The sequence below is a fragment of the Amycolatopsis sp. NPDC049691 genome (assembly GCF_040675005.1).
Lineage (GTDB): Bacteria > Actinomycetota > Actinomycetes > Mycobacteriales > Pseudonocardiaceae > Amycolatopsis.
In genome coordinates, this window is the sequence record NZ_JBFANX010000001.1 from 758,408 (window position 1) to 772,420 (window position 14,013).

Genomic DNA, 14,013 nt, shown 5'->3' on the forward strand with positions numbered 1-14,013 from the left:
CGCTGCAACGGCGAGGGTGGGACGCGTGTTCCCAGGAAGTCCTTTCCCTTAACGCCGGTCTGTCGAAAGCGAAGACTCGCCGCCATGACATCGACACTCGACACCTACCGGTTGCTGGGCCGGTCCGGGCTGCGGGTTTCCCCGCTGGCACTGGGCACGGCGACGTTCGGCACCGAGTGGGGCTGGGGCGCGGAGAAGGCGGAGGCGCGCAAGCTGTTCGACACGTACGTCGAGCGGGGCGGCAACTTCATCGACACCGCGAACACCTACACCGACGGCAGTGCCGAGCGCCTGCTCGGCGAGTTCACCCGCGACAACCGCGAGAGCCTCGTGCTGGCGACGAAGTACTCGACGCTGCGCCGCCCCGGCGACCCGAATTCGACGGGAGCCCACCGCAAGAGCCTGGCGGCGTCGGTGGAGGCCAGCCTGCGGCGGCTGGGCACGGACTACGTCGACCTGCTGTTCCTGCACGTGTGGGACTTCACGACCCCGGTCGAGGAGATCCTGCGTGGTCTGGACGACCTGGTCAGCCGGGGCAAGGTGCTGTATGTGGCGATCTCGAACGCACCGGCGTGGCAGATCTCGCGCATGCAGGCGACCGCGGACCTGCGCGGCTGGTCCCCATTGGTGGCGCTGCAGGTCGAGTACAACTTGATCAACCGGGCGGCGGAGCGCGACCTGATCCCGATGGCCCGGACGATGGGGCTGGGGGTAACGCCGTACTCACCGCTGGCGGGCGGGTTGCTGACGGGCAAGTACGGCGCCGGCGCCCCCTCGGGCGCGCGCGAGAGCTTCAACGCCGGACTGGGCATGGTCACCGAGCGAAACCTCGCGATAGCGGACGTAGTGACGGAGGTGGCCGGGGAGCTGGGGAACACGCCGGCACAGGTCGCATTGGCATGGCTGCTGCGAAACCCGGGCGTGACGGCCCCGATCATCGGCGCCCGGACGCCCGAGCAGCTGGAGGGCAATCTCGGAGCCTTGGAGGTCGAGTTCACCGACGCGCAGGCGACCCGGCTGGAGGAGGCGAGCAAGATCGAGCTGGGCTACCCCCACGACCTGCTGGCAGGCGACCACATCCGAGCGGTGACGCGAGGCAACCTGAAGTTCGAACCCAGCCACGAGAGCCAGAGTCCCCTCGGGACCCCGAGAGAACAGCTGGGATGACCACCCGGCAACCCACCAGCCAAGGCGAGAGGACAGCGAGGGCCATCCCAGAGCCTGCCCGCCCGGCGAGGGCATCTTTCAAAACGGGGACCTGCCAGAGCGACCGTTCGCCGCGCCCGCCAACCGCTCAAGGCAACCGCTCAAGGCCGCCGCTCGAGGCGACCGTTCAAGGCGACCGTTCGCCGAGACCCCCGAACCGCTCACCGACGAAACCCCCACCCATCCGGAACCCGAACCTGCTCCGAACCGTCATAGTGTCGTAAGTAACACAATAGGCCCAACGGGCGAATGACTATACGTAGCAGATCAGCAGAGGAAGGCAGTCCGGTGTCCGGTTCAGGAGTCGAGCTCACCCACCGCGCGATGGCGATGCTGAAGGCGGTGGCGGCGGGACGTGCGCAGATGTCGTGCAGCTGCGAGCCCGACCTGTTCATCGACGGATTCGCGTGCTGCGATCAGATGACGGCCCACGCACTGGCCCACGGCGGCTACCTGCGTCCCGCGGTCGAAGCCGCCACCGGCCGCGTCCCCGCCGAACTGACCGAGGCCGGACGCGCGGCGCTGGAGATCACCGTCGCCGCCTGAGCACCTGCACGTGCGTCACGCACGGTCGCGGCTCGATCAGGTGTTCGATTCCGACTCGCGCCGGGTGAGCACCCGGGCGTCGCCTTCGGTGATCGCCACCGTGTGCTCGGAGTGGGCCGTCCGGGAACCGTCGGCCGAGCGGATGGTCCAGCCGTCGGGGTCGTAGACGATCCGGTCGGTCGTGCGCGCGAACCAGGGTTCGAGCGCGAGCGTCAGGCCCGGCCGCAGCTTCATCCCGCGGCCGGGGGTGCCCTTGTTGGGCACGTGCAGGTCCTCGTGCATGGTGCGGCCGATGCCGTGCCCGCCGAACTCGGTGTTGACCGGGTAGCCGTACTCGGCGGCCACCGCCCCGATCGCCGCCGAGATGTCGCCCAGCCGGTTGCCCGGGCGGGCCGCGTCGATCGCCGCCTCCAGGGCTTCCTCGGTGGCGCGGACGATCCGCAGGTCCTCCTCGGCGGGCGTGCCGACGATGACCGTGCGCGCCGAGTCGGCCGCCCACCCGTCGATGCTGACCGCGAGGTCGGCGGTCAGCACGTCGCCGTCGCGCAGTACGTAGTCGTGCGGCAGGCCGTGGAGGACGGCGTCGTTGACCGACAGGCAGATGACGTTGCGGAACGGGCCCTTGCCGAAGGACGGCGCGTAGTCCCAGTAGCACGACTCCGCGCCGCGCCGCTTGATCATCCCGCGCGCGTGGTGCTCGAGGTCCAGGAGGTTGACGCCCACGTCGGCGAGCCGGCCGATCTCGGTGAGGATCTCGGCGACGAAGCGGCCGGTCACGTGCATGCGGTCCACTTCCGCGGGCGACTTCAGTTCGATCACGAAAAACCTCGCGTCACAAAGGGTCGGTATAGTTATACCGGAACGGTAGCACGGTCCCGGTATAGGAATACCAGTGCCTCGCACGGAGTCACGAAAGCCCGCCCGACCTGGCAGGCTTGAGCCATGGCGGAACCCCCACCACCGGTCGACGACGAGGCGACGGTCTTCCTCCCCAGCGAGCTGCGCGGTCCCCACTGGCCGACCCGCGACCTCGACCTGTCCCGGCGGCCCTACGACGAGTTCGCCACCCAGATCGTCGCGCGGCCGCCCGCCTCGCCCGTCTCCGCCGGCCGCGGCGAGGGCGCGGGGTCGTCGCTTGCCCGCTCGAGCGGCCGGATGGCCGTCGCCTCGACGGTCAGCCGGATCACCGGGTTCGTCGCGAAGCTGCTGCTCGCCGCCGTCGTCGGCACCGGGGTCGTCAACGACTCCTTCACCGTCGCGAACACCCTGCCCAACATCGTCTTCGAACTGCTCTTCGGCGGTGTCCTCGCCAGCGTCGTCGTGCCGCTGCTGGTCCGCTCGCAGGACGACCCGGACGGCGGCCGCGCCTACACGCAGCGGCTGATCACCATGGCGCTGGTGCTGCTCACCGTCGGCACGGCGGTCGCGGTGGCCATCGCGCCGCTGTTCACCGCGCTCTACGTCGACAAATCGTCCCCGACCGCCAATCCGGCGCTGACCACCGCGCTCGCGTACCTGCTGCTCCCGCAGATCCTCTTCTACGGTCTCTTCGCGCTGCTCTCGGCGATCCTCAACGCCCGCAACGTCTTCGGCCCGCCGGCCTGGGCGCCGGTGCTGAACAACGTCGTCGTCACCGGCACGCTCGTCGTGTTCGCCGTCGTGCCGGGGGAGCTGACGCTCGACCCGGTCCGGATGGGCGATCCGAAGCTGCTGGTCCTCGGCCTCGGCACCACGCTCGGCATCGTCGTGCAGGCCGCGGTGCTGATCCCCGCGTTGCTGCGCACCGGGTTCCGGTTCCGCTGGCGCTGGGGCTTCGACCCGCGGATCAGGGAGTTCGGCGGGCTCGCCGCGTGGATCCTCGGCTACGTCGTGGTCAGCCACGTCGGGTTCGTCGTCACCACCCGCGTGCTGACGCACGGCAGCAGCGGCGGCGTCACGGCCTACAGCTACGCGTCCCTGCTGTTCCAGCTCCCGTACGGCATCCTCGGCGTTTCCCTGCTCACCGCGCTGATGCCGCGGATGAGCCGCGCCGCGGCCGACGGCGACACGGTCGCGCTCGTCGGCGACCTCTCGCTCGCCTCCCGCATCTCGACGGTGCTGTTCGTGCCGATCTCCGCCGTGCTGGCCGTCGTCGGCACGCCGGTCGGCATCGCGATCTTCACCTGGGGCCGCGGCACCCTCGACGACGCCGAGCGGCTCGGCCAGACCCTCGCCGTGTCCGCCGTCGGGCTGCTGCCGTTCGCGCTGGTCATGTTGCAGCTGCGGGTGTTCTACGCGATGAAGGACGCCCGCACGCCCACGCTGATCATGCTCGTGATGACCGCGGTCAAGATCCCGTTGCTGCTGCTGTGCCGCGGGCTGCTCGACGGCGAACACGTCGTCTACGGCGTGATGCTCGTCAACGGCGCCGGGTTCGTCGTCGGTGCCGTCCTCGGCCAGGTCTGGCTGTGGGTCCGGCTCGGGCACCTGCGCAGCAAGCGGTCGCTGCGGGTCGGGCTGATCACCCTCTCGGTCAGCGCGCTGGGTGTCGCGACCGCGGTGCTGGCCGGCTACGCGGTGCCCGGCTCCCTCGGCACGATCGCGGGCGCGTGGGTGAAACTGCCGGTCCAGACCTTGCTCGGGATGGCCGTCCCGTTCGGCTTGCTGGCGTTGCTGAAGCTGCCGGAGTTCACTCCGGTGACCCGGCGCGTGGGCGGTCTCCTGCGGCGGTTCGCGCCTCGTTGACGACTACGGCCGGGAACGCGATCCGGATGTCTCGAAACGGTAACGAGACCGCTGCGATCAGCGCGTTTACAATTCCGGCGCGGCTTCCTAATATCCACCCCGATCAGCGATGGGCGGAGGTCGTGCATGACGCGCAGGGCGCGCAAGCGGCGGGACCGGGTTTCGGTCGACGAACTGCTGCAGCAGGCCGGTGTGCGCCCGCGGCGACCCGGCTCGCGCTCGGCCGAGACGGCGGCCCGCCGTGATCCCGGCGAAGAGCCGCGCGGCGCGGCGGGCCGGATCGCGCTGGCGTCGGCGGTGTTCGTGGTGCTGGGCGGGCTGGTCGTCGTCCTGGCGTCGCGGCCCGAACCCGTCCCGGGGACCACGCAGTTCCCGCAGCTGCAGCCGGCCACCGGCGTCCCGACGTCGACCGTGCTCGCCGTGCCGACGCGCACGACGACGCCGTCCCCGGTGGTGATGCACGCGCGCAAGACGCCGACTCCCACTCCGACGGTGACGGTGGAGCTGCCGCCGTCCCCGACGATCACGGTCACCCTGCCCTCGCCCACCTGGGACTGGAGCGGCTGCTCCCCCTACGGCTGCCGCCGCGACGGCACGCCGGTGCGCTGACGGCGCAGCAGCAGGTACGTGCCGGCGGCGAGCACGAACCCGGCGGCGAACGTCAGGTCGCCGGTGCCGGGCACCGCCTTCGGGATCGGCGCGGTGTAGAGCGCCTGGTTCGCGAACAACCCGACCGACACCACGAGCCCGACGAGGAACGCGGTGAACCCGGCGACGTTGCGGTGGCCCTTGTCGAAGAGCAGGTCGCCGAACTCCGTGCCGCGGCGCAGGTGGTGGTCGGCCAGCAGCACGCCGAGCCACGGGCCGATCCAGTAGGCGATCACGAGCAGGAAGTTCTCGTACGCGTGTCCGGCGTCGGCGAGCCCGAGCCAGGCCAGCACGAACCCGACCGCGCCGAACGCCAGCGCGACGACGGCGCGGCGCCACGCCAGCGGCAGCCGGATGCCGAGCGCGAGGAAGGCGAGCGCGCCCGAGTAGACGTTGAGGACGTTCGCGGCGACGGCGCCGAGCGTGATCGCCAGCAGCGTCGCGGCGGCGAGGAAACCGGGCAGGTGCCCGGTGAACGCCGTGGTGGGGTTGTCCTCGGCCGGGCCCGCGATGGTCGTCGAGGCGGCGCCGGCGAGCATCAGGACCGTCGTCGACAGGAACAGGCCACTGCCGGCGTAGAGGCCGATCGCCCGGCGGGACGCGGTCTTCGGCAGGTAGCGCGTGTAGTCGGCGGCGTAGGGGTTCCAGCCTGCGGTGTAGCCGAACGCCGTCCCGACGGCGAGCAGGAACCCGCCCACGCTGCCGGAGTTGGTGGTCGCGCCCGACTGCCCGAAGACGACCACGCTCGCGACGGCGAACACCACGGCCAGGACGGCGAAGACGTACTTTTCGTACGCCTGCACGAGGTTGTGCCCGAAGAAGGCGATGACGATCTGGAGCGCGACGATGAGCACCAGGCAGGCGAGCGTCGGCAGCCCGGTGAGGCTGGCGAGCGCGAAGGCACCGCTGACGCTGTTGACGGCGAACCAGCCGACGCCCGCCATGACCGACATGAGCGCGGCGGGCAGCAGGTTCCCGCGGTAGCCGAAGGCGGCCCGCCCGAGCACCATCTGCGGCACGCCGTACCGCGGGCCGCGGGCGCTCAGGACGCCGTGCGCGAGCGCGCCCAGCCCGTTGCCGACGACCGCGGCGAGCGCGGCCTGGGTGAAGGAGAGCCCGAACGCGGTGACGGCGAGGACACCGACGAAGACGGTGGCGAACTCGAGGTTGGGCGAGGCCCACGTCCACGCGAGCTGCCGGGGCGTGCCGTGCCGGTCGGCGTCGGCCACGGGTTCGACCCCGCCGGGCTCGACCGCGACGACCTTGTCGCCGTAGGAAGGGTGCCCGTAGGAAGGGTGCTCGGTGCTCGTCATGCGAAGACGGTAGGCGACGAAGATTTCGGCGGTGTGACGGAATCCCGGTCCCGCTGACCGGTACCCGCGAAGGCCCCCTCACCGGCCCCGATGCCGGTGAGAGGGCCTCCGACAGCCCCACTACGGGTCTCGCGTCAGCCGGCGTACCCGGCGACGATCTTCGTGAACGCGTACTTGTCCTGCGTGATCCCGCTGCACTCGCCGCCGCCGCTGCAGTCGCGGTTGGTGGCCCAGAACGTGAAGCGGGCCAGGTGGTGGCTCGTCGCGTAGCTGCGGATGGAGGTGAAGTTCGAGACCGTGACCGTCTCGCCCGCGTTGTCGGTCTTGCCGTTCATCGACGAGAGGCCGCTGTGCCGGTAGGCGGTGTCGTCGGTCCAGCCGAAGGTGGTCTTGAGCTGGTTCTTCAGCCCGTCGACCGCGGACTTCGTCATCGCCGCCATGTCACCGCCGCTGGAGAAGTCGAACGGCATGACCGACCAGACGTCGACCGGCGCGCCGATCGCCTTGGCCTGGTTGATCAGGCGCTTGCCCCACGAGTCGGGGCCGGTCGTGGTGGTGCCGATGGTGATGACGACCTTCAGGTTCGGGTTCTTCTGCTTGGTCAGCTTGACCGCGCCCAAGATGCGGTCCTGCACCGTGTTGTTCTGGAACTCGTCGGTGTTCTCGATGTCGAGGTCGATCGCCTTGAGGCCGTAGGCGTCGATCACCTTCTGGTAGGCGCCCGCCAGCGCGCTCGCCGACGTGCACTTCGAGCCCAGCTTCGTGCCGGACCAGCCGCCGAAGGAGGGGATCACGTCCCCGCCCGCGTTGCGGATGTTCTGGATCATCGTCTTGTCGGAGCCGGTCAGCGAGCGGCTGCCGTCCCACTTCGGGTTGCAGGTGCCGTCGGAGAGGACGAACGCGAGGGTAAACGCTTTCACGCCGGTCGCGGACATCGCCGCGGTCGGGCTGGTCTGCCCGCCCCACTGGTACAGGTACGGGGACGCGAGCACCGGGTCGACCGCGGCCATGGCCTGCGGGGCGAGACCGACCGCCGTCGCCAGCGCGGCTGTCGCCGCGAGCGCGAGGGTCACCAGACGGCGCACTGATTTCATGGGGGTCCTCCAATTGCGCAGGTGGAGCACCTCCGGTTTGAGGCGGCGGGATCAACCCGGGAGGAGCAGTGTGTGCCACCACACAGTGGACTAGACCAATGTTGCGTGTCAACCCTCCTTCGGCCGGAAAATGACCCACGGTGCGCGCGCGGGTGCCCAGCGTCGGCGGGCGTGAGATTCCCCTGAAGGCGGAGTGACACCGCCCGCCATTCCGGCTACTTTGCCGAAATGGTGGGGGATTCGGTCGCCGCCGGCGGAGGACGCCGCCCGGGTCGGTTCCTGCCCGCCGTCGTGCCGGGGCGCTGGGCGCTCTGGCGGCTGCCGCGCCGCGGTCAGGTCCTCTACCTCGTCGCGATCGACGTCCTCGCCGTCGCCGCCACCGTGCTCGCCGCCGTCCGGTTCCCGCCGCTCGCGGTCATGCTCACGCCGTTCGCGCTGCTCCTGGCCGGCATGCTCGCCTCGGCCGAGCTCGCCAGGACCGTGGAGCGCCACCGCGAGGACACCCTCCTCGGCCCCGGCGTCGACACGCCGTGGATCTTCGCCGGGGTCCTCGTGCTCCGGCCGGGTCTCGCCGTCGCACTGGTCGTGCTCTCCGCGCTGCACCAGTGGTTCCGGGTCCGCAGAAGACCCGGGTACCGGCAGGTGTTCGGCGCCGCGGCGACGGCGCTCGCGGGTCTCGTCGCCGGCGCGTTCCTCACCGCGACCGGAGCCCGCCCCCTCGGCGAAGTCCTCGATACGCGCACCGTCGCCCTGCTGACCCTCGCCGGCGTGGTGTTCCTGGCGGTGAACGCCGCGCTCGTCACCGCCGCCGACGGACCCCGCCGGCTCCGCGCCGCCCTTCCCGGCCACGCCTTCGACGCCGCGATGACGGCTTTCGCCTTGCCGCTCGCCTGGGCCGTCGAAGCCGCGCCCCTCCTGGTCCCGGTGCTGGCCGGCGCGACCGTCGTGCTGCACCGCGGCGGGCTCGGCCACGGCCGCCGCGACCACGTCACCCTCGATCCCGGCACGGGCGTGCTGACCGCGGCGTCCTGGCGCGGCGCCGCCGAAGCCGAACTGGACCGGCTCGGCCGCCACGGCCCCGGTCAGGCGGTGCTGGTGCTCGACCTCGACCACTTCCGCCAGCTCAACGACCGCTACGGCGCCCGCATCGGCGACGCCGTTCTGCGCGCGGTCGCCGACACCCTGCGCGACGAGGTCCGGGCCGCGGACCTCGTGGGCCGGTCCGGCGGCGAGGAGTTCGCGGTGCTGCTGCCGGGCACCGGCCCCTTCGACGCGATGGCGATCGCCGAGCGGATCCGGTTGCGGGTGGCCTCGACGTTGGTGGCGCTGAAGGCGTCCGGCGACGGCCCGCAGTTCGTCGGCGTGACGGTGTCGATCGGCGTCGCGGGCTGCCCGCCCGGGGCGGAACTGGCGGACGCGCTGCTGGCGGCGGAGGCGGCGGTGCTGCGCGCGAAGGCGGCGGGCCGCAACCGCACGATCTGCGCCGAACCCGCGTCGTGATCCGTCCGTTAGGAATGCCCGGCAACCGGACATACCGCCGGGCGTCTTGAACGGCAGGAAGGCGGCGAGGGGCCGCCGGGGAAATCCAGGGGGAAACAATGCGTTCACTTCGTCATGCCATCGGAGCCGGCGTCGTCGTGGCGGCGGCGGCAATTCTGTCCGCCTGCACCGGTCAGCAGGATGCGCCGGCGGTCGGGTCGACCACGACGGCGCCGCCCGCGACCATGACACCGGCCGCGACGACGGCCGTCGTCGCTCCCGCGCAGGCCACCACGTCCGCGCAGGCGGCGAAGCCCGCGCCGGCCAAGGTGAGCGTCTGCGCTTCGGCGACCGAGGCGGCGCTGGAAGCCGCGCTCAAGGCGGACGAAAAGCTCTCCGGCGCGCTGATCGTCGACGGCAACGGCCTGCAGCGCATCAAATGCGTCTTGCCGTGGGCGTTCGCGCGTTTCACCAACGAAATCGACGGGGGCAGCGTTTTGTTCACCCACCGGAACGGGACCTGGGTTCCGGTGAACGGGGGAACGGGGGAATTGTGCGAAGAGGTCCCGCCCGCGACCGCGAAGCAGATCTGCTACTGAGTAACCGTGATGGCGTCGAGCTTCTCGCGCAGGTAGTCGGCGGCGATGACCTCGGGGTAGGTCGTCTTGCCCAGCGGCGGGGCCAGTGACGTGATCCGCGCGTCGTGGTCGGTCTCGTAGAAGAAGATCAGCGACACCAGGTCCTCGTCCGGGGCGGCGGCCGCCGGCGGGAGGACGCGGTGGCGGGTCGAGCGCCAGCGGTCGCCCGTCCAGCGGGCCATCAGGTCGCCGATGTTGACCGTGAAGGCGTCCGGGTGGAACGGCGCGTCCTCCCACTCGCCGTCGGCGGTGTAGACCTGCAGGCCGCCGAGGCCGGCCTGGCGGTCGAGCACCGTCACCGTGCCGAAGTCGGTGTGCGGGCCGATCCGGAACTGCTCCGGCGCCGGCTCGCCGACGTGGGTCATCGGCGGGTACCAGTTGATGTTGAACGTGTAGGTCGGGTGCGCCGTGTGCCGCGTGAAGTGGCTTTCGGCCAGGCCGAGGGCCGCGGCGAAGATCTCGAGGAGGTGGTCCGACAGCGCGCGCATCCGGCGCATGTACTCCGTCGCCGTCTCGGCCAGGCCCGGGACCTCGGCCGGCCAGACGTTGGGCTGGAACCAGAACCCGTCGATCTCGGCGACCCCGACGCCGAGGTCCGCGCCCGCGGAGTACGACTCCTTGAGGTCCGGCGGGGTCTCGGTGCCCTCGGCGTAGCCGTTCGCTTCGACGCCCGGCGGCAGCCACCCGCGACCGCCGACGGTGACGGCGTAGCGCTGCTTGACGTCTTCGGGCAGCGCGAAGAACTCCCGCGCCAGCTCACGCGTCCGGTGGCGCAGGTCGTCCGGCACGCCGTGCCCGGTGACCAGCAGGAACCCGGACTCCCGCAGCGCCGCGTCGATCCGCGTCGCCACCTCGGCCCGGCCCTCGGACGTGCCCGCGAACCACGGCGAGAGGTCCACGAGCGGAACGGTTGACGGCATACCGGCTCCTCAAGCACTGTCCTATTCGGACTTTTCGACCCCGATGTCTTCGAACCACAGGTCCGGGCGCGCGGCGATGAACTCCGTCATCAGCGCGGTGCAGGCCGGATCGTCGAGCAGGGTGATCTCCACGCCGAGCCCGGCGAGCCAGTCGTGCCCGCCGTGGAACGTCGTCGCCTCGCCGATGATGACGCGCCCGATCCCGAACTGACGGACGAGCCCGGAGCAGTACCAGCACGGCGAAAGCGTCGTGACCATGATCGTGTCGCGGTAGTGCGGGCGGCGGCCGGCGTTGCGGAACGCCGAGGTCTCGGCGTGCATCGACGGGTCGTCGTCCTGCACGCGCCGGTTGTGCCCGCGGCCCAGCAGCGTGCCCGCGGTGTCGAACAGCGCGGCCCCGATCGGCACGCCGCCCTCGGCCTTGCCCAGCTCGGCTTCTTCACGGGCGACGGCCAGCAGGGCGTCCGGGTCGATCGGCATGCGTCACTCTTTCCGCCCGAGCCCGTCCGTGGCAAGTGTTTGACGATTCAACTGCACCTTCCGGGCGGATCGCGGACGGATCCTGTCCTCGATGTCTGGCACACTGCGTCCCATGTACGGGACATCGGAACGCCTGCTCAGGCTGCTGTCGCTGCTGCAGGCCCGCCGCGACTGGCCGGGCGCGGACCTCGCGTCGCGGCTGGAGGTCGACGTCCGCACGATCCGCCGCGACGTCGAGCGGCTGCGGTCCCTGGGGTACCCGGTGCACGCGACGCCCGGCGTCGCCGGCGGCTACCGGCTCGGCGCGGGCGCCGCCCTGCCGCCGTTGCTGCTGGACGACGACGAGGCCGTCGCGGTGGCGGTCGGCCTGCGCACGGCGGCGAACGGCACGGTCAGCGGCATCGAGGAGACGTCGGTGCGCGCGCTGGCGAAGCTGGAGCAGGTGCTCCCGGCCCGGCTGCGGCCGCGGGTGGGCGCACTGGGCGCGGCGACGGTGTCGCTCCCGGGCGGCGGCCCGGTGGTGGACGCGTCGGTGCTGACGGCGATCGCGGCGGCCTGCCGCGACCACGAGCGGCTGCGCTTCCCCTACGGCGACCACGCCGGCACCGAGACGGAGCGGTCGGTCGAGCCGCTGCGGCTGGTCCACACGGGACGGCGCTGGTACCTGGTCGCCTACGACCTGGACCGCGCCGGCTGGCGCACGTTCCGCGTCGACCGGATCACCGGGGTGCCGGCGGCGAGCTTCCGGTTCACCCCGCGCGAGCCGCCGGCCGAGGACCTGGCGGCGTACGTGTCCCGCCAGATTTCGTCGGCGCCGTACCCGCACCGGCTGGTGCTGCGCGTGGCCGCGCCGGCGGCGGTGCTGGCCGGGCGCGTCCCGCCGACGGCCGGCGCGGTGGAGCCGATCGACGAGCACAGCTGCCGGGTCCGGACCGGGGCGAACACCCTGGACACGGTGCCCTACTACCTGGCGCAGTGGGGGTACGACTTCGTGGTGGAGGAGGCCCCGCCGGGGTTGGTGGAGCGGCTGCGGGAGGTGGCCGAGCGCTTCGCGCGCGCGGTCGGTTAGCTCGCTGCCAGCCGGACGCGATCGCTTTCGCCGTCGGAGAGGAACGCCGCCAGCGCGCTTCCCTCTTCGGCCACGGCGGTGCGTTCGGCCTTGGCCAGTTTTCGCAGCGGTACCACGGTGACGGTGTCGTGCTCGACCGTCCACGTCGCCGAGACCCGGCCGTCCACCAGCACGACCCGCTCGCCGGCCACCGAGAGCCCGCGGTGGGCGTCGTCGATGACGCGGGTGCGGTCGTCGTAGCCGAGGATCGCGTTGTCGAAGGCCGGCAGGAACCGCACGGGAGCGGGCGTGCCCGGGTCGGGGCGCGGCGCGTCCGGCAGGTCGAGCAGCTCGCGGCCGCGCTCGTCGCGGAAGCCCACCAGCTCGTCGCGCACGGCCTTCACCGCCGCGGGCAGCCCGGCCAGGCCGGACCACGCGCGCAGGTCCGCCGTCGCCGCCGGGCCGTAGGCCGCCAGGTAGCGGCGGACCAGCGCCCGCCCGACCGTGTCGTCCGCGGCGAGCGGGTCGACCTCGCGGCCCAGCCACGTCGAGAGGGGCAGGTTCCGCACGCCGGCTTTGACGCGCCACAGCCCCCGTGGCGGCAGCTGGGCGACGGGGATCAGCGCGGCGACGAGCATTTCGCCGAGCGGCCGCGGCCCGGCATCCGGCCACCGGTGGGCGACCGCCCGCGCGAGGTCGCCCATCGACCGCGGCTCGCCGTCGGCCAGGATGGCGAGCCCAGCCTTTTCGAGTTCCTCGAGGTCGACGCCGTCGAGCTCACGCCGGTAGGTGCCGAGGACACGCTGGCGCAGCATGGCGTCGAAGCGCGCCCGCCACGCCAGGACGTCGTCGGCGGTGAGCAGGTGGACGGTCCGGCGCATCAGGTGCGTCCGCACGACGCGCCGTCCGGTGAGCAGGTCCGACAGGGCCGCCGGGTCGAACCCGCGCAGCCGCGACCACAGCCCGGTGAACGGCTCCTGCGGTTCCTGGGCCTGCAGGCCGCCGAGGTGCGCGACGGCGTCGTGCACGGCGAGGTCGGCACGGTCGAGCAGGAGCTGCCGGGCGAGGGTGGCGCGGTTGAGGGCCGCGGTGCCGAGCACGGTCACGTCGGCTTCTGCCCGTCGGGTTCGGTATCCGAGGTCATGGGCCCAGGGTGTCAGGGATAGCGGACAGGGAGGGTCCGCTATTGCGGCTGCGACACACCGAGCATACGCAGCACCAGGCCGCCGTACTCCTTGCCCAGCGCGGCCGGCGTCTGGCGGGCGCGCTCGGTGTACCAGCGGGCGACGTCGACGCCGAGGGAGAGCACCGCGCGGGCCGAAATGTGCGGGTCGGAGACGGTGAAGACGCCGTCCTCGACGCCGTCGGCGATGACCTCGCGGACGATCCGCTCGATGCGCCGCCGCAGCTCGGCGACCACCTGGAACTCCTGCTCGGGCAGGGCCTGCAGCTCGTACTGGACGACCCGGGCGACGGTGTGGCGTCGCGCGTGCCAGGCGACGAAGTCCTCGACGATCAGCCGGATCCGTTCGACGGGGTCGGACTCCTTCGCGACGACGTTCTCGACGAGGGCGAGGGTCTGCTCGTGGCCGTACCGGCTGATGGCGAAGAGCAGCGCGGCCTTGGAGGGGAAGTGCACGTAGAGGGCGGCGGGACTCATCCCGGCGGCCCCGGCGATGTCCCGCGTGGTGGTGGCGTGGTACCCGCGCTTGGCGAAGGCCTCCACCCCGGCCAGCATCAACCGGCGAGCGGTCTCGGGCTGCACGTCCGGCCACAGATCGGCCGACAGCGACATCGTCATCCGTGATCCTCCCAGACCCCACCGCCCAGGATGGCCGGCCGCGGTCGTGCCCATTGTAAGCGGGCGCTAACCTGACGTTTCGGGGGAACCATCCCGGTGTCGACACGCTGCCGGAG

The 14,013-nt window shown here is 71.8% G+C and carries 14 protein-coding genes; 7 read left to right on the top strand and 7 right to left on the bottom strand.

Translation table 11 applies throughout. The features are described 5' to 3' along the window. Positions 1-84 precede the first annotated feature (84 nt). Both AB0J40_RS03640 and AB0J40_RS03645 read left to right on the top strand, forming a co-directional pair. Positions 85-1,167, top strand: a complete 1,083-nt coding sequence (locus AB0J40_RS03640) for an aldo/keto reductase (protein WP_364446934.1) — start codon at positions 85-87, stop codon at positions 1,165-1,167. Between the two features lie 327 nt (positions 1,168-1,494). After that, entirely contained in the window at positions 1,495-1,752 is a 258-nt protein-coding gene (locus AB0J40_RS03645) for a hypothetical protein (RefSeq protein ID WP_086672410.1), read from the top strand. 36 nt (positions 1,753-1,788) lie between these two features. Here AB0J40_RS03645 and map read toward each other — a convergent pair whose 3' ends face one another. Further along, the gene (gene map / locus AB0J40_RS03650; protein WP_364446938.1) at positions 1,789-2,571 is read right to left on the bottom strand and encodes a type I methionyl aminopeptidase; all 783 of its coding nucleotides are present in this window, start codon (positions 2,569-2,571) and stop codon (positions 1,789-1,791) included. 123 nt (positions 2,572-2,694) lie between these two features. Here map and murJ point away from each other — a divergent pair, with 123 nt between their 5' ends. Both murJ and AB0J40_RS03660 read left to right on the top strand, forming a co-directional pair. After that, positions 2,695-4,476: a murein biosynthesis integral membrane protein MurJ gene (murJ, locus tag AB0J40_RS03655; RefSeq protein WP_364446941.1), complete on the top strand. Its 1,782-nt coding sequence runs from the start codon at positions 2,695-2,697 to the stop codon at positions 4,474-4,476. A gap of 126 nt (positions 4,477-4,602) precedes the next feature. Then, the gene (locus AB0J40_RS03660; protein ID WP_364446943.1) at positions 4,603-5,085 is read left to right on the top strand and encodes a hypothetical protein; all 483 of its coding nucleotides are present in this window, start codon (positions 4,603-4,605) and stop codon (positions 5,083-5,085) included. Here the strand turns inward: AB0J40_RS03660 and AB0J40_RS03665 are convergent. Further along, positions 5,049-6,437 (bottom strand): cytosine permease, encoded by a 1,389-nt coding sequence (locus AB0J40_RS03665; protein WP_364446946.1) that lies wholly within the window; start codon positions 6,435-6,437, stop codon positions 5,049-5,051. The two genes, AB0J40_RS03660 and AB0J40_RS03665, sit on opposite strands and share 37 nt — an antisense overlap. 134 nt (positions 6,438-6,571) lie before the next feature. Next, entirely contained in the window at positions 6,572-7,531 is a 960-nt protein-coding gene (locus AB0J40_RS03670) for a chitinase (RefSeq protein ID WP_364446949.1), read from the bottom strand. 228 nt (positions 7,532-7,759) lie between these two features. On the opposite strand from AB0J40_RS03670, the gene AB0J40_RS03675 reads away from it, so the two are divergent. Beyond that, on the top strand, positions 7,760-9,031 hold the full coding sequence (locus AB0J40_RS03675; protein ID WP_364446952.1) for a GGDEF domain-containing protein: 1,272 nt from the start codon (positions 7,760-7,762) through the stop codon (positions 9,029-9,031). 137 nt (positions 9,032-9,168) lie between these two features. Further along, a complete protein-coding gene (locus AB0J40_RS03680; protein ID WP_364446955.1) occupies positions 9,169-9,609 on the top strand; it encodes a hypothetical protein in 441 nt (146 codons plus the stop codon). Here the strand turns inward: AB0J40_RS03680 and AB0J40_RS03685 are convergent. Both AB0J40_RS03685 and AB0J40_RS03690 read right to left on the bottom strand, forming a co-directional pair. After that, complete coding sequence (locus AB0J40_RS03685; protein ID WP_364446958.1) at positions 9,603-10,568, bottom strand: 2-oxoglutarate and iron-dependent oxygenase domain-containing protein; 966 nt, start codon at positions 10,566-10,568, stop codon at positions 9,603-9,605. The two genes, AB0J40_RS03680 and AB0J40_RS03685, sit on opposite strands and share 7 nt — an antisense overlap. A 21-nt stretch (positions 10,569-10,589) precedes the next feature. Further along, the gene (locus AB0J40_RS03690; protein WP_364446961.1) at positions 10,590-11,048 is read right to left on the bottom strand and encodes a nucleoside deaminase; all 459 of its coding nucleotides are present in this window, start codon (positions 11,046-11,048) and stop codon (positions 10,590-10,592) included. Between the two features lie 112 nt (positions 11,049-11,160). Between AB0J40_RS03690 and AB0J40_RS03695 the strand changes: the two genes are divergently transcribed. Next, on the top strand, positions 11,161-12,117 hold the full coding sequence (locus AB0J40_RS03695) for a YafY family protein (protein WP_364446964.1): 957 nt from the start codon (positions 11,161-11,163) through the stop codon (positions 12,115-12,117). Here AB0J40_RS03695 and AB0J40_RS03700 read toward each other — a convergent pair. After that, the gene (locus AB0J40_RS03700) at positions 12,114-13,202 is read right to left on the bottom strand and encodes a winged helix DNA-binding domain-containing protein (RefSeq protein WP_364446967.1); all 1,089 of its coding nucleotides are present in this window, start codon (positions 13,200-13,202) and stop codon (positions 12,114-12,116) included. The two genes, AB0J40_RS03695 and AB0J40_RS03700, sit on opposite strands and share 4 nt — an antisense overlap. A 77-nt stretch (positions 13,203-13,279) precedes the next feature. Then, entirely contained in the window at positions 13,280-13,897 is a 618-nt protein-coding gene (locus tag AB0J40_RS03705) for a TetR/AcrR family transcriptional regulator (RefSeq protein WP_364446970.1), read from the bottom strand. Positions 13,898-14,013 lie beyond the last annotated feature (116 nt).